23 protein-coding genes are annotated in these 26,240 nt (G+C 71.6%); 16 read left to right on the top strand and 7 right to left on the bottom strand.

The annotated features are described in order from the left end of the window. Positions 1 to 311: 311 nt before the first annotated feature. Together ACZ6K0_RS20935 and ACZ6K0_RS20930 are read left to right on the top strand one after the other, a co-directional pair. Positions 312 to 1,763, top strand: a complete 1,452-nt coding sequence (locus ACZ6K0_RS20935; protein ID WP_469231343.1) for a PP2C family protein-serine/threonine phosphatase — start codon at positions 312 to 314, stop codon at positions 1,761 to 1,763. 151 nt (positions 1,764 to 1,914) lie between these two features. Continuing rightward, on the top strand, positions 1,915 to 3,378 hold the full coding sequence (locus tag ACZ6K0_RS20930; RefSeq protein ID WP_376398045.1) for an aminopeptidase P family protein: 1,464 nt from the start codon (positions 1,915 to 1,917) through the stop codon (positions 3,376 to 3,378). Between the two features lie 144 nt (positions 3,379 to 3,522). On the opposite strand, the gene ACZ6K0_RS20925 is transcribed toward ACZ6K0_RS20930, so the two are convergent. Further along, positions 3,523 to 3,993, bottom strand: a complete 471-nt coding sequence (locus ACZ6K0_RS20925) for an ATP-binding protein (protein ID WP_469231341.1) — start codon at positions 3,991 to 3,993, stop codon at positions 3,523 to 3,525. A 204-nt stretch (positions 3,994 to 4,197) separates the two neighbouring features. Between ACZ6K0_RS20925 and ACZ6K0_RS20920 the strand changes: the two genes are divergently transcribed. From ACZ6K0_RS20920 to ACZ6K0_RS20880, 9 genes are all read left to right on the top strand, one after another. Beyond that, positions 4,198 to 4,968 (top strand): hypothetical protein, encoded by a 771-nt coding sequence (locus tag ACZ6K0_RS20920; RefSeq protein ID WP_469231339.1) that lies wholly within the window; start codon positions 4,198 to 4,200, stop codon positions 4,966 to 4,968. A gap of 110 nt (positions 4,969 to 5,078) precedes the next feature. Then, entirely contained in the window at positions 5,079 to 5,885 is an 807-nt protein-coding gene (locus tag ACZ6K0_RS20915; RefSeq protein ID WP_469231337.1) for a YcnI family copper-binding membrane protein, read from the top strand. 53 nt (positions 5,886 to 5,938) lie between these two features. Beyond that, positions 5,939 to 6,670, top strand: a complete 732-nt coding sequence (locus ACZ6K0_RS20910) for an SCO family protein (protein ID WP_376398034.1) — start codon at positions 5,939 to 5,941, stop codon at positions 6,668 to 6,670. After that, on the top strand, positions 6,667 to 7,137 hold the full coding sequence (locus ACZ6K0_RS20905) for a copper chaperone PCu(A)C (RefSeq protein ID WP_376398031.1): 471 nt from the start codon (positions 6,667 to 6,669) through the stop codon (positions 7,135 to 7,137). The genes ACZ6K0_RS20910 and ACZ6K0_RS20905 overlap by 4 nt, the downstream gene beginning before the upstream one ends. A gap of 24 nt (positions 7,138 to 7,161) precedes the next feature. Then, the gene (locus ACZ6K0_RS20900) at positions 7,162 to 9,132 is read left to right on the top strand and encodes a copper resistance CopC/CopD family protein (RefSeq protein ID WP_469231334.1); all 1,971 of its coding nucleotides are present in this window, start codon (positions 7,162 to 7,164) and stop codon (positions 9,130 to 9,132) included. 74 nt (positions 9,133 to 9,206) lie between these two features. Continuing rightward, positions 9,207 to 10,457 carry an iron uptake transporter deferrochelatase/peroxidase subunit gene (gene efeB / locus ACZ6K0_RS20895; RefSeq protein ID WP_469231502.1) on the top strand — a complete coding sequence of 417 codons (1,251 nt, stop codon included), beginning with the start codon at positions 9,207 to 9,209 and terminating at the stop codon, positions 10,455 to 10,457. A 99-nt stretch (positions 10,458 to 10,556) separates the two neighbouring features. Then, on the top strand, positions 10,557 to 11,492 hold the full coding sequence (gene pheA, locus ACZ6K0_RS20890; RefSeq protein ID WP_376398025.1) for a prephenate dehydratase: 936 nt from the start codon (positions 10,557 to 10,559) through the stop codon (positions 11,490 to 11,492). Positions 11,493 to 11,987: 495 nt separating this feature from the next. Continuing rightward, a complete protein-coding gene (gene serS, locus ACZ6K0_RS20885; RefSeq protein ID WP_376398023.1) occupies positions 11,988 to 13,277 on the top strand; it encodes a serine--tRNA ligase in 1,290 nt (429 codons plus the stop codon). Continuing rightward, on the top strand, positions 13,274 to 14,080 hold the full coding sequence (locus ACZ6K0_RS20880; RefSeq protein ID WP_469231331.1) for an HAD family hydrolase: 807 nt from the start codon (positions 13,274 to 13,276) through the stop codon (positions 14,078 to 14,080). The genes serS and ACZ6K0_RS20880 overlap by 4 nt, the downstream gene beginning before the upstream one ends. A 176-nt stretch (positions 14,081 to 14,256) precedes the next feature. Here the strand turns inward: ACZ6K0_RS20880 and ACZ6K0_RS20875 are convergent, their stop codons facing one another. Both ACZ6K0_RS20875 and lpdA read right to left on the bottom strand, forming a co-directional pair. Further along, the gene (locus tag ACZ6K0_RS20875; RefSeq protein ID WP_376398463.1) at positions 14,257 to 14,874 is read right to left on the bottom strand and encodes a rhomboid-like protein; all 618 of its coding nucleotides are present in this window, start codon (positions 14,872 to 14,874) and stop codon (positions 14,257 to 14,259) included. A gap of 113 nt (positions 14,875 to 14,987) precedes the next feature. Continuing rightward, positions 14,988 to 16,391, bottom strand: coding sequence for a dihydrolipoyl dehydrogenase (gene lpdA / locus ACZ6K0_RS20870; protein ID WP_469231329.1), 1,404 nt, complete (start codon positions 16,389 to 16,391; stop codon positions 14,988 to 14,990). A gap of 123 nt (positions 16,392 to 16,514) precedes the next feature. Here lpdA and ACZ6K0_RS20865 point away from each other — a divergent pair, with 123 nt between their 5' ends. Further along, the gene (locus ACZ6K0_RS20865; protein WP_469231327.1) at positions 16,515 to 17,252 is read left to right on the top strand and encodes a FadR/GntR family transcriptional regulator; all 738 of its coding nucleotides are present in this window, start codon (positions 16,515 to 16,517) and stop codon (positions 17,250 to 17,252) included. After that, positions 17,249 to 18,547 (top strand): CynX/NimT family MFS transporter, encoded by a 1,299-nt coding sequence (locus ACZ6K0_RS20860; RefSeq protein WP_469231325.1) that lies wholly within the window; start codon positions 17,249 to 17,251, stop codon positions 18,545 to 18,547. Before ACZ6K0_RS20865 ends, ACZ6K0_RS20860 begins: the two co-directional genes overlap by 4 nt. Positions 18,548 to 18,642: 95 nt before the next feature. Here ACZ6K0_RS20860 and ACZ6K0_RS20855 read toward each other — a convergent pair whose 3' ends face one another. Genes ACZ6K0_RS20855 through ACZ6K0_RS20840 form a run of 4 tightly spaced genes read right to left on the bottom strand, consistent with a single transcriptional unit; the run spans position 18,643 to position 22,155 of the window. Continuing rightward, positions 18,643 to 19,362 carry an ABC transporter permease subunit gene (locus ACZ6K0_RS20855; protein WP_469231323.1) on the bottom strand — a complete coding sequence of 240 codons (720 nt, stop codon included), beginning with the start codon at positions 19,360 to 19,362 and terminating at the stop codon, positions 18,643 to 18,645. Positions 19,363 to 19,376: 14 nt separating this feature from the next. Then, the gene (locus tag ACZ6K0_RS20850; protein WP_376398007.1) at positions 19,377 to 20,288 is read right to left on the bottom strand and encodes an ABC transporter ATP-binding protein; all 912 of its coding nucleotides are present in this window, start codon (positions 20,286 to 20,288) and stop codon (positions 19,377 to 19,379) included. Beyond that, positions 20,285 to 21,193: an ABC transporter permease gene (locus tag ACZ6K0_RS20845; protein ID WP_376398004.1), complete on the bottom strand. Its 909-nt coding sequence runs from the start codon at positions 21,191 to 21,193 to the stop codon at positions 20,285 to 20,287. Before ACZ6K0_RS20845 ends, ACZ6K0_RS20850 begins: the two co-directional genes overlap by 4 nt. Further along, entirely contained in the window at positions 21,190 to 22,155 is a 966-nt protein-coding gene (locus ACZ6K0_RS20840) for an ABC transporter ATP-binding protein (protein ID WP_376398460.1), read from the bottom strand. Before ACZ6K0_RS20840 ends, ACZ6K0_RS20845 begins: the two co-directional genes overlap by 4 nt. A 283-nt stretch (positions 22,156 to 22,438) precedes the next feature. On the opposite strand from ACZ6K0_RS20840, the gene ACZ6K0_RS20835 reads away from it, so the two are divergent. The 3 genes from ACZ6K0_RS20835 to ACZ6K0_RS20825 all read left to right on the top strand — a co-directional run bounded on the left by ACZ6K0_RS20835 (position 22,439) and on the right by ACZ6K0_RS20825 (position 26,223). Further along, positions 22,439 to 23,284 carry a M24 family metallopeptidase gene (locus tag ACZ6K0_RS20835; protein ID WP_376398001.1) on the top strand — a complete coding sequence of 282 codons (846 nt, stop codon included), beginning with the start codon at positions 22,439 to 22,441 and terminating at the stop codon, positions 23,282 to 23,284. Further along, positions 23,284 to 25,092, top strand: coding sequence for an SDR family oxidoreductase (locus ACZ6K0_RS20830; protein WP_469231320.1), 1,809 nt, complete (start codon positions 23,284 to 23,286; stop codon positions 25,090 to 25,092). The genes ACZ6K0_RS20835 and ACZ6K0_RS20830 overlap by 1 nt, the downstream gene beginning before the upstream one ends. Positions 25,093 to 25,293: 201 nt before the next feature. Then, positions 25,294 to 26,223, top strand: coding sequence for a MerR family transcriptional regulator (locus ACZ6K0_RS20825; protein ID WP_469231318.1), 930 nt, complete (start codon positions 25,294 to 25,296; stop codon positions 26,221 to 26,223). The last annotated feature ends 17 nt before the right edge of the window (positions 26,224 to 26,240 follow it).

Raw genomic sequence — 26,240 nt, 5'->3', positions numbered from 1 at the left:
CGGGCCGAGGCCTGCGGCACGTAAGACGCCGGGGTTCCGCGGCACGTTCCGGGGCAGCTCCAACTGCCCCTGCCTGTCATCGAGTACGTACCCAGCACGCTCGGAATGACGCGCTTTCAAACGACGCCAGTCGACCGCAAAAGGTGCACACCGGGGGCAATTTTCGGCCAACTTCCCGCGCACTTCAACCCTTGCGTCCAAGCTCACGGACACCACAAGTCCCATGGGGACAATGCTGGACATCGCTCCTCCAGTGCGTGTACATGTGGATGCATCGAGCGGCGCAGAATGACATGGGGGTTTGCGATGCTATGGCGTCAAACGCACCGGTCGGAAAGCCGACTGACATGAGCGCCCCACACATGCCGAAAGTGGCCGGAATCGATTCCATGGTTCCCCACCCCCCGCACACTACGGCGCCCCTTCCCGGGGTCCCCGCGGCGGCGACGCCCGCCGACGCGGCCCTCCCGCCCGGCGCGCTGATCCAGGACCGGCTGGCCGGCTGGGTCTCCGACCTCACCACCCTCCACGAACTCACCGAGCGCCTCATCAGGACCTCGTCCCTCGACGAGGCCCTCCCCGAGGTGCTCCGCGCCGGCGCCGCCCTCGTCGGCGCCCGCCGGGGCATGGCCGTCCTCGAACCCGCCGACGGCCTCGGCCCCGCCACCACCATCGGCCTCGGGCTCGCCCACGCCGAGCTCGGCACGATCGAGACCGTCCCGCGCGGCGCCACCAGCTACGGGCGCCTCCTCGACGGCCTCCCCGATCCCGCCGACCCGGCCCGCGTCCCCGATCCGATCGCCATCCCCGACGTCCGTACGGAGGAGGGCCTCGACCCGCGCCACCGCGAGGTCGCCGCCCGCCTCGGCTACGCCGCGAGCTACGCCCTCCCCCTCGCCACCGAGGAGGCCGGCCGGCTGGGCGCGGCCGTCTGGCTCTACGACGAGCCCGCCGAGCCCTCCGAACGCCAGCGCCACCTCATCGGGCTCTACGGCCGCTTCGCGACCGAGCACCTCGCCCGCCTCCTCCAGGTCGAGCGCGCCCGCGCCCAGGTCTCCACCATCGCCGAGGAGCTGCTCCCCAGCCGCCTCCCCCGCGTCCCCGGCGTCCAGCTCGCCGCCCGCCACCGCACCGGCCCCCGGGGCGGCGGCGACTGGTACGACGCGCTGCCGCTGCCGGAGGGCGCCCTCGGCCTCGCCGTCGGCTCCGTCTCCGGGACCGGGCCGAGCGCGCTGGCCGCCATGGGCCGGCTGCGCGCCTCCCTCCGGGCGTACGCGGTGATGGAGGGCGAGGATCCCGTCGCCGTCCTCTCCGACCTGGAGCTCCTGCTCCGGCTCACCGAGCCCGCCCGCTCGGCGACCGCGCTCTTCGCCTATGCCGAGCCCGCGCAGCGCCGGATCGTCCTGGCCGGGGCCGGGCACGCCCCGCCGCTGATCATCGGCGAGCACCGCACCGAGTTCGTCGAGACCTCGCTCTCGGCTCCGCTCGGGATGCTCTCCTGCTGGGAGGCGCCGAGCGTCGAGCTGTCTCCCGCCCCGGGAGAAACGGTGCTTCTCTACACGGACGGGCTGCTCCGCCGTACCGGTGACGCCATGGACCGGGCCTTCGCGCGGCTCCACGCGGCCGCCGCGAGCGTGCCGAAGGCGGACCGGGGCGACCCGGGCGCGATCGCCGACCACGTCCTGCGGACCCTGCTGCCCGAGGGCCTCGACACGGCCGACGACGAGGAGGACGTGGTCCTGCTCGCCGCACGCTTCGAGTGAGCTCCGCGGGGCACTCGCGCGGGAGCTCCGCGGGACGCCCGCGCGTGAGCGGAACGTGACGCTCCGGTAAGAGGCCTTCCGGCCCTGGGCCCCCTTCCGTACGACCGTACGATGGTGGGGGTTCAGTGTCGTACCAAGAGGAGGCAGACCCGTGGCCGAGGAGCTCACGCCGGAGACCCCGGAAGAGACGACCGAAGAGCAGGCGATCAAGCAGCGGAAGAACGGCCTGTACCCGGGCGTGTCCGACGAGCTCGCCGAGAACATGAAGTCCGGCTGGGCCGACACCGAGCTGCGTGACCTGGCGCCCGTCGCGCAGGCCGACAAGACGGCCGCGCGCCGCGCCGCGCTGTCCGCCCGCTTCCCTGGCGAGCGTCTGGTGATCCCCGCCGGCAACCTGAAGACCCGGTCGAACGACACGGAGTACGCCTTCCGTGCCTCGACCGAGTACGCGTACCTCACCGGCGACCAGACTCAGGACGGCGTCCTCGTCCTGGAGCCGGCGAAGAGCGGCCACAAGGCCACGATCTACCTGCTGCCGCGCTCCGACCGCGAGAACGGCGAGTTCTGGCTCGACGGCCAGGGCGAGCTGTGGGTCGGCCGCCGCCACTCCCTCACCGAGGCCGAGCAGCTCCTCGGCGTCCCCGCGAAGGACGTCCGCGAGCTGGCCGCCCAGCTGAAGGAGGCCACCGGCCCCGTCCGCGCCGTCCGCGGCCACGACGCCGGCATCGAGGCGGCCCTGACCGACAAGGTCACCGCCGAGCGCGACGAGGAACTGCGCGTCTACCTCTCCGAGGCCCGCCTGATCAAGGACGACTTCGAGGTCGCCGAGCTCAAGAAGGCCTGCGACGCCACCGCCCGCGGCTTCGAGGACGTCGTCAAGGTCCTCGACAAGGCCGAGGCGACCAGCGAGCGCTACATCGAGGGCACCTTCTTCCTGCGCGCCCGCGTCGAGGGCAACGACATCGGCTACGGCTCCATCTGCGCCGCCGGCCCGCACGCCACCACCCTCCACTGGGTGCGCAACGACGGCGACGTCCGCTCCGGCGACCTGCTGCTGCTCGACGCCGGCGTGGAGACCACCGAGCTCTACACCGCGGACATCACCCGCACCCTGCCGATCAACGGCCGGTACACCGAGCTCCAGCGCAAGATCTACGACGCCGTGTACGAGGCCCAGGAGGCCGGCATCGCCGCGGTGAAGCCCGGCGCCGCCTACCGCGACTTCCACGACGCCGCCCAGCGCGTCCTCGCCGAGAAGCTCGTCGAGTGGGGCCTCGTCGAGGGCCCGGTCGAGCGCGTCCTGGAGCTCGGCCTCCAGCGCCGCTGGACCCTGCACGGCACCGGTCACATGCTCGGCATGGACGTCCACGACTGCGCCGCCGCGCGCACCGAGGCGTACGTCGACACGACCCTCGCGCCGGGCATGTGCCTGACCGTCGAGCCGGGTCTGTACTTCCAGGCCGACGACCTGACCGTGCCGGAGGAGTACCGCGGCATCGGCGTCCGGATCGAGGACGACATCCTCGTCACCGAGGACGGCAACGTGAACCTCTCGGACGCGCTGCCGCGCACCTCCGAAGAGGTCGAGGCGTGGATGGCCGGCCTGAAGGGCTGACCTCCGCGTTCGCGCCGCGGCGCGGACGTTTTCGCGCAGCCGTTTTCGCGCGTACGTTGGAAACGAAGGGCCCCCGCCGACCGACCGGCGGGGGCCCTTCCCCGTACGCGCACGTCTCGCACGCCTCGCACGCCTCTCCCGGGCTCAGGCCATCAGGAGGGACGGGCCGTCCTTCCACTTAAGGATCTTGTCGAAGCTGACGACCGCGCCGCCCCGGCCCGAGCGGTTGCCGAACTGCACGTGGTCGGCGAGCTCCTCGATCAGGCGCAGCCCCCGGCCGTGCTCGGCATCGTCGGAGGCGGGCGGCGGCGCCGCCGCCGTCCCGGCACCAGGGCGGCCGGGTCCCGCGCCGGGGAAGCCCGGGCCCGAGTCCGCCACCTCGATACGGCAGGTCTCGCCGTCCAGGTACGCCGTCACGCGGTACGCCCTGCCCGTCCCGCCGCCGTCGCCGCCGTGCTCGACCGCGTTCGCACAGGCCTCGGTGAGCGCGACCGACAGCTCGTACGACACGTCGGGATCGACCCCGGCCGTCTCCATCGTGCCCAGCAGAAGCCGGCGGGCAAGCGGCACGCTCGCGGCCTCGCGCCGCAGATGGAGTGACCACCAGATGCTCATGCTCCAGCCTCCCGGCAGCGGCTCGACATACCGATACCTATTGCCGGACGGAACCCTTCGTAAGCCCCCGAAGGCGACAAGAGCGCTCGTTCGGCGGATGCACCGCGCCGGTACGCCGGTGTATGTCACCCCGAAGACGCCCAAGAACGACCTTACGGACCTGCCTCATGGCGGCCCTGCCCCTGGTGCGATGATGGGCCCGCCATGACTGCCCCCGCGCTCGCTCCACGGCTGCTGAGGGCCGCGGTGTTCACCGCGGTCTGCGTCGTGCTGTCCGCGCTGGGACACGCCCTCGCCGCCTGTGCGGGCATCGCCCTGTGGACCCTCCTCGCCGGTTTCCTCAGCGTCTTCGGGATCACCGTCCTCTTCGCCGGACGCGAACGCTCCCTCGCCTTCGTCGTCGGCGCCCTCGCGGGCGGGCAGCTCGGCCTGCACGTCCTCTTCAGCCTGGGCCGGCGCCCTCTCGCGCTGAGCCCCACGGCCGACGACGCCCTCGTGCGGCTGGCCGCCAAGCTGGTCTGCGGAGCGGGTACCGGGGCCATCAGTCCGGCCGACGCCGCCAGGATCGTCGGCGACGCCGGGCTCGCCCCGGCCACCGCCCACGGCCACCTGGGGCACGCGGCGGCCCCGTCCGACGGGCTCCTGCCCGGACTGCCCATGCTCCTCGGCCACCTGCTCGCCGCCCTCGCCGCGGGCTGGCTGCTGCGCCGCGGCGACCGGGCCCTGGTCCGGCTCGTCCAGCTCTCCGAGCAGGGCGCGACGGAGCTCGCCGAGTGCACCCTCGTGCGCTCGCTCCGGGCCGCGCTCCGCCTCGTACGGAGCCTGCTCGCCGGACTGCCCGCGGCCCCGCACACGGCATCGCGGCGGCCCGTACGTACGGCCTTCGACTCCGCTCCGCCGCCGGTCTTCGAGGCGCTCGAGAACACGGTGATCCGACGCGGCCCCCCGGCCGCCGACTGCGTCCTCGCAGCCTGACGCGGACCGCTCACCAGGAGCGGGCCGCGTACGTCCGCACGCCTGAGCAGGGGTTCCCCCTCGGCGCGCCGGATCCCGCCGTCCTTCTCCGAGCTGGAGTGTCTTCCGCCATGAGCGTTTCCCGTACCTCTTCCTCTTCTTCCTCGCGTCTCTCCTCCGCCACCCGTGTCGCCCTCGCCGGCGGCATCGCGCTCTCCTCCGTCGTGCTGCTGTCCGGCACGGCCTTCGCGCACGTCAGCGTGCAGCCGCAGGGCGAGGCCGCCAAGGGCGGCTACGCGACCGTCAACATCAAGGTCCCGAACGAGCGCGACAACGCCTCCACCGTGAAGCTGGAGGTCAACTTCCCGCTCGACCACCCGCTGGCCTCCGTCATGCCGCAGCCCATCCCCGGCTGGAAGGCCGAGGTGACGAAGAGCAAGCTCAGCAAGCCGCTGGAGCTGCACGGCAAGAAGATCAACGAGGCCGTCTCCAAGGTGACCTGGACCGCCGACGGTTCGAAGATCGGCCCCGGCCAGTTCCAGCAGTTCCCGCTCTCCCTCGGCCAGCTGCCCGAGGACGCGGACGAGCTCGTGCTCAAGGCCATCCAGACGTACGACAACAAGGAGGTCGTGCGCTGGATCGAGGAGGCGAAGGACGGCGCGGACGAGCCGCAGAACCCGGCTCCCGTCCTGAAGCTCTCCGCCGCGAGCGGTGACCACCACGGCGGCGGCGCCACCGCCCCCTCCGCCTCGGCCTCCGCCTCCGGCGACGCGAAGTCCGGGCACGACGACAAGGCCGGCGCCCACGAGGAGAAGACGGCCGCCGCCTCGTCGTCCTCCTCCGACACCACGGCCCGGATCCTCGGCGTCATCGGCATCCTGGTCGGCATCGCCGGCGTCGCCTTCGGCGTCCTCGCCGGCCGCCGCCGCTCGGCCTGACACTCCTTCTCCTTTCACCCGACTTCCACCCGACGAGTTCGGAAAGAACCACGATGTCCGCAGAGAAGACACCCACCCCGCAGCCCGAGGGCGGCGCCGCCCGCCCCGGGCGGCGCACCCCGCTGATCGTCGCCGCGGTCGCGATCGTCGCCGCGCTCGGCATCACCGCGGCCGTCGGCCTCGGTGGCAACGACGACAAGCCCGGCACGGGCTCGAACGCGGTCGCCGAGATCTCCGGCGGCAGCGACTCCACCAAGGCCGCCACCGTCCTCGACCGGCCGTTCACCAAGCCCTCGCTCGTCCTCACCGACACCAAGGGCGAGAAGTACGACCTGCGCGAGCGGACCAAGGGCAAGCCGACCCTCGTCTACTTCGGCTACACGCACTGCCCCGACGTCTGCCCCATGACGATGAGCAACATCGCCATCGCCATGAAGCAGCTCCCCAAGGCCGACCAGGAGAAGCTCCAGGTCGTCCTCATCACCACCGACCCCGAGCGGGACACCCCCGCCGAGCTCGCCAAGTGGCTGCCCGCCGCGGGCGACCCCTCCTTCATCGGTCTCACCGGCGAGTTCTCCACCATCCAGGCGGGCGCCCGCTCGATCGGCATCGGCATCGACCCGCCGAAGAAGGAGAAGAACGGCTCGGTCGTCTCCATGCACGGCGCCCAGGTGATCGCCTTCTCGCCCACCACCGACCAGGGCTACGTCCTGTACGGCGAGGACACGACCGTCGAGGACTACGCCAAGGACCTGCCGAAGCTCATCAAGGGGGAGAACCCGTGAACCGCCGCACCACCGCCCTGTCCGCCGCCGTGGCCCTCGCCGCCTCGCTCGCGCTGACCGGGTGCTCGTCCGACTCCGGATCCGACTCCGCGGGCGGCAAGCCCGAGCTGAAGGTCAGCGGCGCGTTCATGCCGCAGCCGGTGATGGACATGGCCGGCGGCTTCCTCACCGTCACCAACAGCGGCGGCACGGCGGACAAGCTCACCTCCGTCACCAGCCCGATCTCGGACGACATCACGATCCACGAGACGAAGAACCAGAAGATGGTGCAGGTGACGTCCTTCGACATCCCCGCCAACGGGGAGCTGAAGCTCGAACGCGGTGGCAGCCACATCATGTTCATGGAGCTGAAGAAGAAGCCCAAGCAGGGCGAGAAGGTCAGCATCGAGCTCCACTTCGAGAAGTCCGCCCCTCTCAAGGTCGACGTTCCCGTCGAGGCCGCCAACCACAACCCGCAGCAGCACTGAGCTCGTTGACGGAGTGACATACAGATGACAACCACCACCGCCCCGCGCCTCGGTACCGCCGTGGCCCGGCTGCTGATCCTCGCGGCCGCGCTGCTCGGCACGCTGCTCGCCGGCGCCGCCCCCGCCTCCGCGCACGCGGCGCTCACCGGAAGCGACCCGAGGGACGGGGCGGTGGTCGCCACCGCTCCCAAGGAGGTCAACCTGACCTTCTCCGAGCAGGTCGCCATGAGCGCCGACTCGATCCGGGTCCTCGACCCGGCGGGACGGCGGGCCGACACCGGCGAGATACGCGACCTGTGCAGCGGCTCGATCGTCCGGTACGGAGTCGGGCTCCGCGCCGGGCTCCCGGACGGTACGTACACCGTGGCCTGGCAGACCGTCTCCGCCGACAGCCACCCGATCGCCGGTGCCTTCACCTTCTCCATCGGGGCCCCCTCCGCGACCTCCGTCGCGCTGCCCGAGCAGAACGCCGGCGGTGGCCTCGTCGGCGCCCTCTACGGCATCGCGCGCTACCTCTCGTACGCCGCCTTCGCCGTCCTCGTCGGCGGCGGCGCCTTCGTCCTGGCCTGCTGGCCGCGCGGCGCGGGCGTCCGCCCGATCCAGCGGACCGTGGTCCGCGGCTGGCTGACCCTCACGGTCGCCACGCTGGCGATGCTCCTCCTCCGCAACCCGTACACCGGCTCCGGGGAGCTCTCCGACGCCTTCGACCTGGCGGGCCTGAAGTCCGTCCTGGAGACCAAGACCGGGGCCGCGCTCACCTCCCGTCTGCTGCTGCTCGGCGCCGCGGCGCTCTTCGTCGCGGTCCTCTTCGGTTCCTACGCCCGCCGCACCGACCCGAAGGAGCGGAAGGACCTCGCCTTCGGACTCGGCCTCGGCGGCACCGTCGTCGCCGCCGGTATCGCCGGTACGTGGGCGCTGGCCGAGCACGCCTCGACCGGCATCCAGCCCGGCATCGCCATGCCCGTCGACATCCTGCACCTGCTGGCCGTCGCCGCCTGGCTCGGCGGACTCACGGTGCTGCTCGTCGCCCTCTACCGGGCGCCCTCCGTCGAGCGCTCGGCGGTGGCACGCTTCTCGAAGGTCGCCTTCGGCTCCGTGGTCGTCCTCGCGGCGACCGGGCTCTACCAGTCCTGGCGCCAGGTCGGCTCCTGGTCCGCGCTGACCGACACCCGCTACGGGCAGCTGCTGCTGGTCAAGCTCGGCCTGATGGCCGTCCTCCTCGGCATCGGCTGGGTCTCGCGCCGCTGGACCCAGCGCCTCGCCGACTCCACGCCCACCGAGCACCCGGCCGAAGCGAAGGAAGCCGAGGCGGCTGGAGAAACCGAGGCAGACGAGGAAGTCGGGGCCCTCGTCGGCGCCGACTCCGACTCCGTCTCCGGCCCTGAGCCCGACGCCGAGGCCGGCCCCGAGCCCGACGCCGAGCGGGCCGCTCAGCTCGCCCGGCAGCGCGCCGCCGTCGCCACCGCCCGCCGCAAGCGGGAGCGGGACGCCGACCCCGAGCGGGCCGGTCTTCGCCGCTCGGTGCTGACCGAAGCCGCCGTCGCCGTCGTCCTCCTCGCCGTGACCACCGTCCTCACCTCCACCGAGCCCGGTCGCACCGAGGAGGAGCCCGGCCGGACCGGCTCCACCGCCGGCTCGGCCGCCGTGCCCGACCGTCCCGTCGACATCCGGCTGCCGTTCGACACCGGCGGCGTCGACGGCAAGGGCGTCGTCCGTCTCAGCCTCGACCCCGGCCGCACCGGCGCCAACGCGCTCCACGTCTTCGTCGAGCGCCCCAACGGCAAGCCGCTGGACGTCCCCGAGATCAAGGTCGCCCTCACCCTGGAGGCCAAGGACGTCGGCCCCCTGCCCGTCGCCCCCGACCGGATCCAGACCGGACACTGGAGCGCGAGCGGCGTCCAGATCCCGATGCCCGGCGAGTGGAAGATCCAGGTGACCGTCCGCACCTCCGACATCGACCAGACCACCATCGACAAGAACGTGAAGATCGGCTGACCCTCGTGACCGAGAGCGACAACAACGCCAACAGCGACAGCAGCGGCCACAGCGGCGGCGACAGCACCGGCCACGTGGACATCTCCCGGCGGCGGCTGCTCGGCACCGTCGGCGCTGCGGGCGCGGCCGGACTCGTCATCGGCGCGGCCGGCGGCGTCGGGGTCTCCGGGGCCGTGTCGGGCGATGACACCACCACCGCCGGCGCCGGCGGCCCGCAGGCCCTGGCCTCCGTCGGCGCGACCGAGGTGATGTTTCACGGGAAACATCAGGCCGGTATCACCACCCCTCTCCAGTCCCGCGGGCATCTGGTCGCCTTCGACCTGGCCCCGGGCGCCGGGCGCAAGGAGGCCGCCGCCCTGCTGCGCCGCTGGTCGGCCACGACGAAGGCGCTGATGGCGGGGAAGGCCCCGGCCGGGGACACCGGCATCGCGCTCGACGCCGGGCCCTCCTCTCTCACGGTCACGTTCGGCTTCGGCCGTACCTTCTTCGACCGCACCGGGCTGGCCTCGCGCCGCCCCTCCGCGCTCGACCCGCTGCCCGCCTTCTCCTCCGACGCGCTCGACCCGCGGCGGTCCGAGGGCGATCTGTGGGTGCAGATCGGCGCCGACGACGCCCTCGTCGCCTTCCACGCGCTGCGGGCCCTGCAGAAGGACACGGGCGACGCGGCCCGGGTGCGCTGGCAGATGAACGGCTTCAACCGCTCGGCCGGTGCCACCGCGAAGCCGATGACCGCGCGCAACCTCATGGGCCAGGTCGACGGCACGGGCAACCCGAAGCCCACGGAGCCCGACTTCGACCGGCGGATCTTCGTCCCCGCCGGGGCCACCGGCACCGAGGAGTGGATGGCCGGCGGTTCGTACGCGGTGGTGCGGCGGATCCGGATGCTCCTCGACGACTGGGAGAAGCTGCCGCTGGACCGGCAGGAGAAGGTGATCGGCCGCCGGAAGTCCGACGGCGCCCCGCTCACCGGTGGAACCGAGACCACCGAGCTCGACCTGAACAAGTTCGGGCCGGACGGACAGCTGGTGATCCCGGACAACGCCCACTCCCGGATCTCCGCCCCCGAGCAGAACGGCGGTGCGGCGATGCTGCGCAGGCCCTTCTCCTTCCACGACGGAATCGGTCCGGACGGGACACCGGACGCCGGGCTCCTCTTCGTCTGCTGGCAGGCCGATCCCCTCCGGGGGTTCGTCCCGGTGCAGCGCAAGCTCGACCGGGGCGACGCGCTGTCCACGTTCATCCGGCACGAGTCGAGCGGTCTCTTCGCGGTCCCGGGCGGCCCCGCCGAGGGCGAGTACGTGGGCCAGCGGCTCCTGGAGGCGTAGGGCCTGTCCGGCCCCGATCCACCGGACAGGCCGTGACCGCGTCCCGTCACCCCGTTCGAGCGGGCGGCCCGTGCGCCCGGCGACCACTAGGGTGACGGTATGTCCGCCACCCGGTTCACGTATCTCGGCCCCGAAGGCACCTTCACGGAGGCCGCGCTGCGTACGCTGCCCGAGGCCGCGACCCGGGAGCTCGTCCCGATGGTCTCGGTGCCGGCCGCGCTCGACGCCGTACGGAACGGCGAGGCCGCCGCCGCACTCGTACCGATCGAGAACTCGGTCGAGGGCGGGGTGACCGCGACCCTGGACGAGCTGGCCTCCGGCGAGCCGCTGATGATCTACCGCGAGGTGCTGCTGCCGATCGCCTTCGCGCTGCTCGTGCGCCCCGGGACCAGGCTCTCGGAGATCAAGACGGTCACGGGTCATCCGGTGGCTCAGCCGCAGGTCAGGAACTGGCTGCGGGCACACCTGCCCGACGCCGTGTGGGAGTCGGCCGCGTCCAACGCGGACGGGGCCCGGCTGGTCCAGGAGGGCCGGTTCGACGCCGCCTTCGCGGGCGAGTTCGCGGCGGCGACGTACGGTCTGGAGCCGCTGGTCACCGAGATCCACGACGCGGAGAACGCCGAGACCCGGTTCGTGCTCGTGGGGCGGCCGGCCCGCCCGGCGGCGCCGACCGGCGCGGACAAGACCTCGGTGGTGCTGTGGCTGGGTGACGATCATCCGGGTGCCCTCCTCGAACTGCTCCAGGAATTCGCGGTGCGCGGGGTGAACCTGATGCTGATCCAGTCCCGGCCCACGGGGGCGGGGATCGGGAACTACTGCTTCGCCGTGGACGCCGAGGGCCATATCTCGGACCGCCGGGTGGGCGAGGCGCTGATGGGGCTCAAGCGGATCTGCCCCAAGGTGCGCTTCCTCGGCTCGTATCCGCGGGCGGGCGTCGCGGTCGAGGACGTGGCGGCGCTGCGGCGCGGGACGTCGGACGTGGAGTTCATGGCGGCCTCCGACTGGCTGGCGAGGGCCCAGGACGGTCGGGCCTGACCCGATACTGACCGACCGCTCCCGCTGCCGGGAGCGGTCGTCCACAGGTACGAACAACTAGTCCTACCTGCATACTTTTCAGTTACCCACAGAGGTTATCCACAGGGCTCCGCTCGACCTGGGGACAAGTCGACATCGCAAACCGACATGGTCGACAAATCGCCCCAGCGACTCTCTGGCAACTCCCGAGTCGTCCACAGTGCGCTGATGACGCATCCGTCACCGCGTTTCCCAGGATCAACTCTTTGGAGCGAGCAATTCCCACCCGATTGAGTGGGGAAATGGCGTTTGATCACGGAATTGCCAGGTCCGGGGTGAGGAATCCCAAGGAATCCCCGCGACCCTCCCCGTAGTCCACAGAACTTCCGCACAGCCTGTGGATAAGTGAATGCGGCGGCCCCCGGTCCACTTTTCCCCGGGCGGCAATTCGGGCAAAACAACACGCGCGACCTTATCCGGTGGGGTCGCGCAAGCGGGCACCGGTAGCCTGGTGGGGTGATTGACCTTCGCCTGCTCCGTGAGGACCCCGACCGTGTTCGCGCCTCCCAGCGCGCCCGTGGAGAGGACGTCGCGCTCGTCGACGCCCTGCTCTCCGCCGATGAGCGGCGCAGGTCGTCCGGCGTCCGCTTCGACGAGCTCCGATCCGAGCAGAAGGCGCTCGGAAAGCTGATCCCCAGGGCCACGCCCGAGGAGCGCGCCGACCTCCTGCAGAAGGCGGAGCAGCTCAAGACCGACGTCAAGGCCGCCGAGGCCGAGCAGAACGAGGCCGACGAGACGGCCAAGCGGCTCCTGCTCCAGCTCGGGAACATCGTCCACGCGGACGTCCCGGTCGGCGGCGAGGAGGACTTCGTCGTCCTGGAGACGCACGGCACCATCCGTGACTTCGCGGCCGAGGGCTTCGAGCCCAAGGACCACCTGGAGCTGGGCGAGGCGCTCGGTGCCATCGACGTCGAGCGGGGCGCCAAGGTCTCCGGCTCGCGCTTCTACTACCTGACCGGCGTGGGCGCCCTCCTGGAGCTCGCCCTGGTCAACGCGGCGATCGCCCAGGCCACCGAGGCCGGCTTCGTCCCGATGCTGACCCCGGCGCTGGTCCGCCCGCGCGCCATGGAGGGCACCGGCTTCCTCGGCCAGGCCGCGGAGAACGTGTACCACCTGGAGAACGACGACCTCTACCTGGTCGGCACCTCCGAGGTCCCGCTCGCGGCGTACCACATGGACGAGATCATCGACGCCGACAAGCTGCCCCTGCGGTACGCGGGCTTCTCGCCCTGCTTCCGCCGCGAGGCCGGCACGTACGGCAAGGACACCCGCGGCATCTTCCGCGTCCACCAGTTCGACAAGGTCGAGATGTTCTCGTACGTCGCGCCCGAGGACGCGGAGAACGAGCACAAGCGGCTCCTGGACTGGGAGAAGCAGTGGCTGACCGCTCTGGAGCTGCCGTTCCAGGTCATCGACGTCGCCACCGGTGACCTCGGCGCCTCCGCCTCCCGCAAGTTCGACTGCGAGGCGTGGATCCCGACCCAGGGCAAGTACCGCGAGCTCACCTCCGCCTCGAACTGCAACAGCTTCCAGGCCCGCCGGCTCTCCGTCCGCATGCGCGACGAGCAGGGCGGCAAGAAGACCGTGCAGCCGCTGGCCACCCTGAACGGCACGCTGTGCGCCGTACCGCGCACGATCGTGGCGATCCTGGAGAACCACCAGCTGCCCGACGGTTCGGTGCGCGTGCCCGAGGTCCTGCGGCCGTACCTGGGCGGGCGCGAGGTCCTGGAGCCGATCGCCAAGTGAGCCCCTTCCCCTACCGCCTGGTGGCGACGGACCTCGACGGCACGCTGCTGCGCGCCGACGAGTCCGTCTCCGACCGCACGCGGGACGCGCTCGCCGCCGCGACCGAGGCGGGCGCCGCGCACATCGTCGTCACCGGCCGTGCGGTGCCCTGGACGCGGCACATCCTCGACGACCTCGGCTACGAGGGGATCGCGGTGTGCGGGCAGGGCGCGCAGGTCTACCACGCCGGTGAGCACCGGCTGCTGACCTCGCTGACCCTGGACCGGCAGCTCGCCGGGCTCGCCCTCTCCAAGATCGAGGCGGAGGTCGGCCCGCTGGCGCTGGCCGCCAGCCGCGACGGCCTGGAGGGCGAGGTCCTGATGGGCCCCGGCTACCGGATCCAGGAGGGTCCCCTGCCGTACGTGCCGTACGAGGACCCGGCGGAGCTGTGGGCGGCGCCGCTGACCAAGCTCTACCTCCAGCACCCGGAGCTGAGCGACGACGAGCTGGTGCGGATCGCCCGCGAGACGGTCGGCGGGCTCGTGGACGTCGTCATGGCCGGGCCGGGGATCGTGGAGATCCTCCCGCTCGGCCTGAGCAAGGCGACGGGGCTCTCCCTGGCCGCGCGCCGGCTGGGCGTGAAGGCCGCGGAGACGATCGCCTTCGGCGACATGCCGAACGACATCCCGATGTTCGCCTGGGCGGCACACGGTGTGGCGATGGGCAACGCGCACGAGGAACTGCGGGCGGTGGCGACCGAGGTGACCTCGTCGAACGAGGAGGACGGCATCGCCGTCGTCCTGGAGCGCCTGCTCTCCGCCTGAGCCTCCTGCCTGGACCTCCTGCCGGAGCGCCTGCTTCGGCCCGAGCCTCCCTGAACCGACGACGAAGGCCCGCTCCCCGAAAGGAGCGGGCCTTCGTCGTTCACGGCCTCGCGCGGACGCCTGTCCACGCGCTCGAAGCGGCCGCTTCCGGGAGATCCCCCGTTTCCCCCGCACAACTAGTGTGCGCCGTGCCCCTGTTCGGGAGCGACTGGTTTTCCGCGGGTCAGCGGATAGCAGGCGAGGCCGATCGCCAGGGAGATCGCGTGCCCGAGGTCGGTGTACGTACGACCGGTCACGAGCGGCACGAGGAAGAAGGCGACGGCTCCCGCGAGGTAGAACCAGCGCCAGGGGCGGGGCAGTCGGTAGGTCAGGATGCCCACGGAGGCGGCGAGCCCGTAGCTGACCCCGATGTCGACGACGTGCGCCATGCTGCGCGGCACGTCGTGGTCGCGGATGGCGTCCAGGACGAGTTGCTGGCTGATGAGCGTCGCCGCGATGTGCGCCGTGGCCACGACGAAGAGCCACTTCGGGGTGCCGAGCCAGCGTTCCACGGGGGCGTGGAAGAGCTCGAAGAGGACCGCGTACAGCAGCAGGTCGGCCGGGTTCTCGATCCAGAACGCGCTGCCGAGCAGGGCGCGCACGGGGTGGTGCGCGAGCTGGTGGAGGTTGCTGCTGTTGCGGTGGAGGAGGTAGGCCTCCAGGCCGTCGGGGGAGAGCGCGATGACGAGGCTCGTGATCGCGATGACCAGCAGCCAGACATGCGTACCGGGTGACGAACGCACCCACGACCTGATCGGTCGGGACGGTTCGCCACCCGGCGAGGTGTCTCTGCCCGGAGAGGCGTCGCTGCCCGGGGATTCTGTGTTCGGCACCTTTCAGTGCCTATCACTTGAAACCAGGAGAAACCTTAGAAATTGATCATGTGTCCGGCAATGCCGTGGATGGCTTCCTTCACGGCCTCGCCCAGCGTCGGGTGCGCGTGGACGTTCCGCGCGACCTCGTGGACCGTGAGGTCCCACTGCTGGGCCAGCGTCAGCTCGGGCAGCAGCTCGGTGACGTCGGGGCCGATCAGGTGGGCGCCGATGATCTCGCCGTGCGTCCCGTCGGCGATGATCTTGACGAAGCCCGCGGCGTCGCCGAGACCGTGCGCCTTGCCGTTCGCCACGAACGGGAACTTGGCGACCTTGACGTCGAAGCCCTTCTCGCGGGCCTGCGCCTCGGTCCAGCCGAAGCTGGCGATCTGCGGCTGGCAGTAGGTCGCGCGCGGGATCATCGGGTAGTCGAGCTCCATCGTCTCGGCGTCCCCGATGGTCTCGGCCGCGATGACGCCCATGGCCTCGGCGGTGTGCGCGAGCATCAGCTTCGCGGTCACGTCGCCGATGGCGTAGATGTGCGGCACGGAGGTGCGGCAGCGGCCGTCGACGTCGATCGCGCCGCGCTCGGTGAGGGCGACACCGGTGGCCTCCAGGCCGTAGCCGGTGACGTTCGGGGCGAAGCCGATGGCCTGGAGGACCTTGTCGGCCTCCAGGACCTTCTGGACACCGTCCTTGCCGGTGACGGTGACGCGGACCTGCGGGCCGGACTCGTCGATGGCCTCGACCCGGGTGGAGGTCAGGACGTCGATGCCGAGCTTGCGGTACTGCTTCGCCAGCTCCTTGGAGACCTCCTCGTCCTCCAGCGGGGCGATCCGGTCGAGGAACTCGACGATGGTGACCTTGGTGCCGTAGTTGTTCAGCACGTACGCGAACTCGATGCCGATCGCGCCGGCGCCGGCGATGACGATCGACTTCGGGGCGTCCTCGGCGAGGATCTGCTCCTCGTAGGAGACGACGCGCTCGCTGCGGGCCGTGCCCGGGAGCAGGCGCGGGGTGGCGCCGGTCGCGATGACGCAGTTGTCGAAGGTGATCGTCTCCGAGGTGCCGTCGACCTTCGCCACCTGGAGGGTGTTCGCGTCGAGGAAGGTGCCCCGGCCGTTGAACTCGGTGATCCCGTTCTTCTTCATGAGGAAGTGGACGCCCTTGACCCGGCCGTCCGCGACCGAGCGGCTGCGGCGGTAGGCGTCGCCGTAGTCGAAGGTGACCGTGCCGTCGACCTTGATGCCGAAGGTCTTGGCCTCGTGGTTGAAGATGTGGGCGAGCTCGGCGTTGCGCAGCAGCGCCTTGGTGGGGATGCAGCCGACGTTCAGGCAGACACCGCCCCAGTACTTCTCCTCGACGACCGCGACCCGCTTGCCCAGCTGGGCGGCGCGGATGGCGGCGACGTAGCCGCCGGGGCCAGCTCCGAGTACGACGACGTCGAAGCGGTCTGACATGACTGACTCCCGAGGGTGGTGAGGGTGTTCGGTCCGCGTACGGCCCCACAGTAGTCCGGTGTCCCGCGCGGGGTCAGTTGTAGGATGACTGGGCAACCGGGCGAATGGAGAGGTCGGAACGGCATGGCACTCAAGGCGGCGGGGCGGACCTCGCTGGTGGACTCCGCGGTGGAACAGCTCCGTGCGCAGCTCACCGACGGGGAGTGGGCGGTCGGCGACCGCATTCCCACCGAGCACGAGCTCGCGCAGCAGCTCGGCGTGGGCCGCAACACCGTCCGCGAGGCGGTCCGGGTCCTCGTCCACGCGGGGCTCCTGGAGTCCCGGCAGGGCAACGGCACCTTCGTCAGGTCGACCGCCGATCCGGCCGCCGTGCTGCGCGGGGTGCGCCACGCGGGCGCGGCGGACGTGCTCGAACTGCGGGTCGCCCTGGAGGCGGAGGCCGCCCGGCTCGCGGCGGTACGCCGGGACACCCACGACCTGCTGCGGCTGCGGGCGGCGCTGACCACCCTGCGGGAGGAGGGCGACCGGGACGCGGACGCGGACCTCGCCTTCCATCTGGCGGTCGTGGGCGCGACGCACAACGCCGCCTTCGTCGAGGTGTACCGCTTCTTCTCCACGCAGGTGCACGAGGTGCTGGTGGAGGCGCTCGGCGACCGGGAGATGCCGCCCGTCGACATAGACGCCCACGAGGCCCTGGTGGAGGCGGTCGAGGCGGGCGACCCGGAGGCGGCGGAGCGCCAGGCGCGCGAGCTGCTGCGGTTGCCGCTGGAGACGATCGCGGCGCTGGAGCAGGACCTGGCGGAGCAGGACCTGCCGGAGCGGAACCTGCCGGAGCGGAACCTGCCGGAGCGCAACGGATGACCGCGATACGTACGGGAGGCGAGGCCCTCGCGGAGGCGGAGGGGCCGGCGCGCGTCCTCGTCGATGCCGAGGCCGGGGTCGCGCCGTCGGCCGAAGGGGTCGCGGCCCGCCGCACGCTGCTCGCGCACCCGGCGGTGCTCCTGATCGGGATCGTCCTGGCCTCGCTGAACATGCGGGTCGCCCTCGCGAGCGTGGCGCCCCTGGTGGGCGAGATCTCCGCCGCCTTCGGTCTCTCCTCGACGGCGAGCTCGCTCGTCACCTCGGTCCCGGTCCTGTTCCTGGGCGTGGGCGCGCTGGTCGCTCCGTGGCTGGGTCGCCGCTTCGGCGCCGAACGGGTGCTGTTCGCCGCGCTCCTCCTGCTCGGCGTCGGCATCCTCGCGCGCGTCCTGCCGTCCGTGTACGCGCTGTACGGCGGCGGGATCCTCGTCGGTACGGCGATCGCCCTGCTCAACGTGCTGATGCCGGGGCTCATCAAGCGGGACTTCCCGGACCGGGCCGCGGCGATGACCTCCGTCTACACGGGTGCGCTGATCGCGGGCGCGACGGTGGCGGCTGCGGCCTCGGTGCCGCTGGAGGAGGCCCTCGGCGGCGGCTGGGAGGCCTCGTTGGGCTTCTGGTCGCTGCTCGCCGGGGTCGCGGCGCTCGCCTGGCTGCCGCAGGTGCTGATCGCCAAGGGCCGTACGGGGCACGAGGTACGGGCCGTCCCGGCCGGCGCCAAGCCCCCCGTGAGCGTCTGGCGCTCGCCGCTGGCCTGGCAGGTGACCCTGTTCATGGGCGGCCAGTCGCTCTGGTCCTACGTCCTGATCGCCTGGATGCCGACGATCTTCACCGATCACGGCATGAGCCGCTCCACGGCCGGGATGATCTTCGCCTTCAACACCCTGACCCAGATCGTGGGCGCCTTCGCGGTGCCGCTCCTCGCGGGCCGGATGCGGAGTCAGCGCCCGCTGATCGTCCTGGTCACGACGCTGGTCGCGGCCGGTTACGCCGGTCTGCTGATCGCGCCCGCCGAGGGCGCCTGGCTCTGGGCGGCGCTGCTCGGCGTCGGCCAGGGCGGCGCTCTGGGCCTCGCGCTGACCCTGATCGTGCTGCGCTCGGGGGACGCGGTGACCGCGGCCAGGCTGTCGGGGATGGCGCAGACGGTCGGCTATCTCCTGGCCGCGGCGGGCCCGCTGGTGGCCGGCGCCCTGCACCAGGCCACCGGCTCCTGGTCCCTGCCGATCTCGCTGGTCCTCGTCGTCTGCGCGGCGTCCCTCGCCGTGGGCCTGCTGGCGGCCCGGAACCGCACGGTCTGAGGTGTGGGGGGCGCCCCGGCTCCGGGAGGGCCTCCCGGAGCCGGGGCGACGACCCTCGGAGCCGTACCGCCGCTGTGTCGTCCCGTCCCGGGGGCCTACTCCTCGCCCGCCAGGGTCAGCGTCCGCAGCTTGTGGCCGGCGAACCAGGTCGCCGCGACCGTGACCGCCACGAGGAGGACGGTCGCCGTGGCGAGTCCGACCTCGGAGTCGATCAGGCCGTCGCCGGTGACCTTCTCCGCGAGGGCGAGCGACCACTGCTGGACGCTCAGGGTCTTCGCGCCGGAGATCAGGGAGCCGAAGAGGGTCTCCCAGACCAGCGCGTAGACGAGGCCGATGACGACCGCGTGCCGGCTGACCGTGCCGAGCAGCAGGAACAGCGCGCTGTAGGCGATGGAGGCCACCAGGGCCGCCACCGTGTACGCGACGGCCACCTGCTGGCCGTTGCCGTTGAGGATGAATCCGGCGATCAGCGTCGGCACCGCCGAGAAGACCATGGTCACGGCGATCGCCACGATGAGCTTCGTGAAGATGATCGTGGGCCGCTTCACCGGCTTGGACAGCAGGTAGACGATCGAGCCGTCGTCGATCTCCGGCCCGATCGCGCCCGTGCCGGCGATCACGCCGATCAGCGGCACCATCGTGGCCAGCGCGAAGCCGCCCAGGACGTCGGCGGCGACCTGGTCGTCCGCGCCGCTGAAGGCGCGCACCGCCCCGGCGATGAGCACGAGCAGGGCGGGCAGCAGGAAGAGGATCAGCGCCCGCCGGCGGCCGAGGAGGGCCCGGTAGGTGAGCCGGGCGACTGTGGGGTTGTACATCGGTCAGGCTCCTTTCAGGCCGCGACGAGGTACGAGAAGACCGATTCGAGGGACTCGTCCGAGGGCGAGACCGTCAGGAGGCGGATGCCCCGGTCCTTCGCGACCCTGGGCAGCAGCTCCGTGAACCGCCCGAAGTCCACCGCCTGGACGCGCAGTCCGCCCTCCACGTGGTCGACCTCGATCCCGGCCGTGGACGGGTCGGCGATGAGTGCGGCGGCCAGCGCCCGGTCGTCGCTGGAGCGGACGAGATAGCGGTGGGGCCGGTCCGTCATGAGCCGGCGGATCTTGCGGAAGTCGCCGGAGGCCGCGTGCCGCCCGGCCACGATCACCTCGATGTGGGAGGCGAGCTGCTCGACCTCCTCCAGGATGTGCGAGGAGAAGAGGACCGTGCGGCCCTCCGCGCCCATCCGCCGCAGCAGGTCCATCAGCTGCATGCGCTGGCGCGGGTCCATGCCGTTGAACGGCTCGTCGAGGAGGAGCACGGACGGCTGGTGCACGAGGGCCGAGGCCATCTTCACGCGCTGCCGCATGCCCTTGCTGTACGTGGAGATCTTGCGGTCCTGGGCGTACTCCATCTCGACCGTGGCGAGGGCCTCCTGGGCCTCCTTGTCGCCGAGGCCCTGGAGTTCCGCGTTGGCCACGACGAACTCACGGCCGGTCAGGAAGTCGTACATCGCCTCCCGCTCGGGGACGACACCGATCTGGCGGTAGACGGACTCGTTGCCCCAGATCTTCTGTCCGTCGAGCGTGACGCTGCCGGTGGAGGGGTCGAGGAAGCCGCCCATCATGTTGATCAGGGTGGACTTCCCGGCGCCGTTCGGGCCGAGGAGGCCGGTGACGCCCGGGCCCACCGCCATCGTGACGTCGTTCACGGCCACGACGTTTCCGAACCAGCGGGAGACGTGGTCGATGTGGAGCGTGGTCACAGCCCGACCTTTCGGTAGCGGCGCATCAGGATGCCGTACGAGCCGGCGATGAGCGCGAGGACGACCAGCACGTAGATCACGCCGGCACCGGTGCTCGGACCCCCGAGTTCGGGGAAACCGGGAGGGGCGCCAAGGAAGGTGCTCTGCACACCGTCGATGAGGGTCATCGGCGAGAAGAGGCCGAGCCACTGGATGGCGCCCGCATTGTCCGTCGCGAAGGCGATGCCCATGAGGGTGGAGACCGCGCCGTACGAGACGGTCAGGACGGCGATCACGGCGGCGACGCCGAAGCCGCGCCGCGGGGTGAGGGCCGCCATGACGAGGCCGATGCCGCCGAAGAGCACCGAGAGCAGCGCCACGGAGACGAGGCCCTGGCCGAACATCTTGGTCTGCTCCGCGAAGTCCATCTTGGCGAGCAGCGAGCCGATCCAGAGGATCAGCAGCGGCGACGCGGTGAGGATGAAGAGCGCCGAGGCCATCGCGCCGAACTTGGCGAGGACGTAGTCCGCGCGCTCGATCGGGCGGGAGAAGTACAGCGGCACCGTCCGGAACCGGAGGTCCCGGGAGACGGACTGCGGTGCCTGCGAGGCCAGGTAGATGCTGATGACGACCTGGAGGTAGATCGCGTACTGCGTGTACTCGATCGAGAGCTTGGACTGCTTCCCGACCACGGCGACCGCGACGAGGATCAGCGCCGGGACGCACATCACGGCGAAGAGCAGCATCGGCAGCACCTTCGACTTGGCGCTGCGGCCGAGGCCGTAGGCGCCGCGCAGGGACTGCGAGAAGAGCGACCGGCGCGCGTAGGCCCGGCCGAGGCGCGGGCCGTCGTAGGACCGGTAGCCGATGTTGTGGATCTGCGTCGTGTCGGGAGCGGCCTGGGAGGGGTGGGGCTGGGTGCTCATCGGGCCGGCACCTCCTCGTGCCGCGGGGGCGTCTCGGGCCGGAAGACCTCGGCGATGTGGTGGCGGCGCTGCTCCATGCGGACGAGTCCGAGGCCGAGGTCGGCGACGGTGTCCCGCACGAGGTCGTACGTCTCCTCGCCGGCCGCTTCCAGGAGCAGGATGTGGCCGGCGCCGGGCAGACCGTCCTCCACGCCCGCGTGGAGGACGACACCGGCTTCGGCGAGGGCCGCGCGGAGCGCTCCCGTGCCGTCGGGGTGGGTGTCGGAGTCGGTGACCTCGACCGCGAGCGTCGTGGTGGTCCGGGTGAAGTCGCTGGTGGAGCTGGAGCGGAGCAGCTGCCCGCCGTCGATGACGACGACGTGGTCGCAGGTGCGCTCCAGCTCGCCGAGGAGGTGCGAGGTCACGAGGACGGAGATGCCGAAGTCGGTCCAGACGCGGCGGATCAGTCCGAGCATCTCGTCGCGGCCGACCGGGTCGAGGCCGTTGGTCGGCTCGTCGAGGAGGACCAGCTTCGGGTCGTGGACGAGGGCCTGCGCGAGCTTCACCCGCTGCTTCATGCCCGTCGAGTAGCCGCCGATCGGGCGGTAGCGCTCCTCGTACAGGCCGACGTGGCGGAGGGTGTCGGCGGTCCGCTCCCTGGCGGCGGTCGCGGGCAGGCCCGACATCCGCGCCATGTGGACGACGAACTCGGTGGCCGAGACGTCCGGGGGCAGGCAGTCGTGCTCCGGCATGTAGCCGACCTGCTCGCGGATCCGGGCGCCGGAGGTGCTGACGTCGAGGCCGAGCACCTCGGCGCGGCCCTCCGTGGCGGGGGAGAGTCCGAGCAGGATCTTGATCATGGTGGACTTGCCGGCTCCGTTGGCACCCACGAGTCCGGTCACACCGGGCCCGATGTCCAGGGAGAGCCGGTCAAGAGCGGTCACCCGGGGGAACCGCTTGCTGAGGCTTTCGGTCGCGATCACAGTCACGGTACGACGGTAGTGGCGTGCGCCACAGGAATCGTCAGCCCAACGGCTCGATCCTTCTCCGACCAGAGGAGTACAAGCCCGTAGGGGAGTCGCGACGAAAGTCTTTTTCCGCCGGCTCGCCCCCTGACTTCTCCACCTTCTTCTCCACCTCCTTCCCCACCTTTTCCACAGGCCGGCGTTCGACCCCTTGACTCAGCCGCCGGGCATTGTCACATTCATCGGTGTCAAGTTACGGACGCGTAGTGCGATCGGGCGCTCACACGGGACGGCGGATGGCATGGCCTCAGCAGTGACAGGTGAACTCTCCGCGGAGCTGCGGGGGTTCAGGGAAGTGCAGCGCCTCTCGTACGAGTGCGCGGAAGCCGTCGCGGCGCAGCTCAGGCCGGGGGTGACCGAGCGCGAGGCCGCCCGGATGCAGCGGGAGTGGCTGTACGAGCGCGGGGTGCGGGACTGGTTCCACCGGCCGTTCGCCTGGTTCGGGGACCGCACGGCCTTCGTCGACTTCAAGATCCCCCTCCAGTTCTTCCCGACGAACCGGCGCCTGGAGGCGGGGATGCCGTTCATCCTCGACATGGCGCCGGTCTACAAGGGGCACACCGCCGACATCGGCTACAGCGGCTGCCTGGGCCTCAACCCCCTGCACGACAAGCTGCTCGCCGATCTCCGCGACCACCGCGAGCTGATCCTGCGCGAGGTCCGCGAGCGCCGCACGCTGCGCGAGATATACGAGGACGTGGACCGGCTCATGGTCCGCCAGGGGTACGCGAACCGGCACCGGGCCTATCCTTTCGGCGTCATCGCCCACAAGATCGACCGGGTGAAGGAGCGCCGCTGGTCGCCGACGCTCTTCGGCTTCGGCACGCAGGCGCTCAAGGGCCTGGCGAGCGACGCGGTCCACGGCCACCGGGACGGCTGGTCGCCGCTCTGGTCGCCGTACACGTTCTCCGACCACCCGCCCGTGCCCGGGCTGTGGGCGGTCGAGCCGCACCTCGGATTCCGGGGGACGGGCGCGAAGTTCGAGGAGATCCTGGTCGTCACCGACTCGAAGGATCCCGAGCAGAGCGCGTTCTGGCTGGACGACGATCTGCCGCACGTGCGGCGTTGGAACGAAGGGGCGGTCTGATGGCGGGAATCGCTGGGCTCGACGGCGCGCGGGAGCGCTGGGTCCGGACGGGCGGGGTCGAGCTGTGTGTCGCCGAGCTCGGCGACACGGACCGGCCGACCGTGCTGCTCGTGCACGGCTACCCGGATTCCAAGGAGGTCTGGTCGGAGGTCGCGGCCCGGCTGGCCGAGCAGTTCCACGTGGTGCTGTACGACGTCCGGGGCCACGGCCGGTCGACGGCTCCGGCCCCGCTGCGCGGCGGCTTCACCCTGGAGAAGCTGACGGACGACTTCCTCGCGGTCGCCGACGCCGTCAGCCCGGACCGGCCGGTCCACCTCGTCGGCCACGACTGGGGCTCGGTGCAGTCCTGGGAGTTCGTCACCGTCCCGCGCGCCGAGGGGCGGATCGCCTCCTTCACCTCGATGTCGGGGCCGAGCCTCGACCACTTCGGGCACTGGATCAAGCAGCGCATGGCCCGGCCCACCCCCCGCCGGGTCGGTCAGCTCCTCGGCCAGGGCGCCAAGTCCTGGTACGTGTACATGCTGCACACGCCCGTACTGCCGGAGCTCGCCTGGCGCGGGCCGCTCGGCAAGCGCTGGCCGAAGATCCTGGAGCGGGTCGAGAAGGTCCCGGCCGGCGACTACCCGACGCCGTCGCTGCCGAGCGACGCGGCGCACGGCGCCTGGCTCTACCGGGACAACGTCCGGGCCCGGCTCGGCAGGCCGCGCCCCGACGCGTACGCGCACGCGCCCGTGCAGCTGATCACGCCGACCGGAGACGCCTTCCTCTCCGAGCGGCTCTACGACGACCTGGGCACCTGGGTGCCGGACCTGACCCGGCGCACCCTGCCCGCCAAGCACTGGGTGCCGCGCACCCGGCCGGACCAGCTGTCGGCCTGGATAGCCGAGTTCGTCCGGGCCAACGAGGACCCGGCGACCAAGGCGTCAGGTCTTCGTCCTGTCGCCTCGACGGCGGCGAAGAACGGGGTGCGGCCGGAGTACGCGGAGCGGTTCGGTGGGCAGCTGGTCCTGGTGACCGGGGCGGCCAGTGGCATCGGGCGGGCCACGGCGTTCGCGTTCGCGGAGGCCGGCGCCCGGGTCGTGGCCGTGGACCGGGACGCCGAGGGCGCGGGCCGTACGGCCGAGATGGCCCGGCTGATCGGCGCTCCCGAGGCCTGGGGCGAGACCGCCGACGTCGCCGACGAGCAGGCGATGGAGAAGCTGGCCGCGAAGGTGGCCGGCGAGTACGGGATCGTCGACGTCCTGGTCAACAACGCGGGCATCGGGCTCACCGGCTCCTTCTTCGAGACGACGAGCGAGGAGTGGAAGCGGGTCCTGGACGTCAACCTGTGGGGCGTGATCCACGGGTGCCGGATCTTCGGCGCGCAGATGACCGCGCGCGGCCAGGGCGGTCACATCGTGAACACCGCCTCCGCGGCGGCCTTCCAGCCTTCCCGGGCCCTGCCCGCGTACAGCACGTCGAAGGCGGCCGTGCTGATGCTCAGCGAGTGCCTGCGCGCCGAACTGGCCGGCCAGGGCATCGGGGTGTCCGCGATCTGCCCCGGCATCGTCAACACCAACATCACCGCGACCACGCGGTTCGCGGGGGTCGCGGACGCGACGGAGGAGAAGCGGCGGCAGAAGAAGGCGTCGCGGCTCTACGGTCTGCGGAACTACCCGCCGGAGAAGGTCGCGGACGCGATCCTGGGGGCGGTCCTGCACGACCGGGCCGTCGTCCCGGTGACCCCCGAGGCCCGGGGCATCCACGCCTTGTCCCGGCTGAGCCCGGGCGCGCTGCGGGCGTTCGCCCGCTGGCAGCCGCCCGCGTAGGCGGGTCCCCGGCTCCGCGGGTCGTGCGCGATCGCGCACGCTGTCGTACGCGATGGCAGCACGCCGTCGCACGCGATGGCGTACGCCGTCGCACGCGATGACGCACGCGGAGGGACGGTGGAGGGGCGGGCGGTCGTACGATCCCTCCCAGGAGGGGCCCCGCGGCGACGGGGTGCGGGAAAGCGGGCGGTGGGAGCGGGTTTGTCCGAGCAGTCAGCACAGCCGGAGTACCGGATCGAGGATCTCGCGCATCACAGCGGGGCCACGGTCCGGACGATCCGCGCCTACCAGGACCGCGGCCTGCTGCCCCGCCCCGAGCGGCGCGGCAGGTCCAACGTGTACGGGGACGCGCACCTCGCCCGGCTGCGGCAGATCGCCGATCTCCTCGACCGCGGCTACACCCTGGCCTCGATCAAGGAGCTTCTGGAGGCCTGGGACACGGGCCGGGGCCTCGGCGGGGTGCTCGGCCTGGTGGCGGAGGTCCACGGTCCGTGGACGGACGAGGAGGCGGACCGGATCTCCCGTGCGGAGCTGGACGCCCGCTTCGGCGGCACACCGGACGAGGACGCCATCCGGGAGGCCGTCGAGCTCGGCGTACTGGAACGGCTTCCGGACCGGGAGGCGGAGGAGTACCTCGTACCGAGTCCGCAAGAGCTCGCCGTGGCGGTGGAGTTGTACGCGGCGGGGGTGCCGCTGCCGGCAATAACCGGGCATCTGAGGGAACTTCGCGATCAGGTGGAGCACATCGCCTCCCGCTTCCTGGAGTTCACGACCGAGCACGTCTTCGCGCGCTATCTGGAGCACCGGCCGCCGACGGACGCGGACGCGGCCGAGGCGGCGACGATGGTGCGACGGCTCCGGCCGCTCGCCCAGCAGACGGTCGACGCCGAACTGGCCAGGGCGATGCGCGTGTTGGCCACCCGGCACCTCCAGCTCCACCTCTCGCCCGACGCACCGCCGGCGCGGGACGACGAGCCTCGCGCGGTGGGCCTGCCGGCGGAGACGATTCGGGCCGTGCAGAATCTCGTTGGCGCGGAGGGTGTCGCGGCCTTCGTCACGGCCGCCACCGAACGAGAGCTCCATAAAAGGACATTGGACACTCTTGCCGCAACTGGCAAGATATCTGGCTAATTACCCCAATGCATCTT

Source organism: Streptomyces sp. NPDC042346, assembly GCF_055581845.1.
Note: the sequence above shows the minus strand (reverse complement) of the source record. Positions and strands in the feature narration are given on the sequence as shown.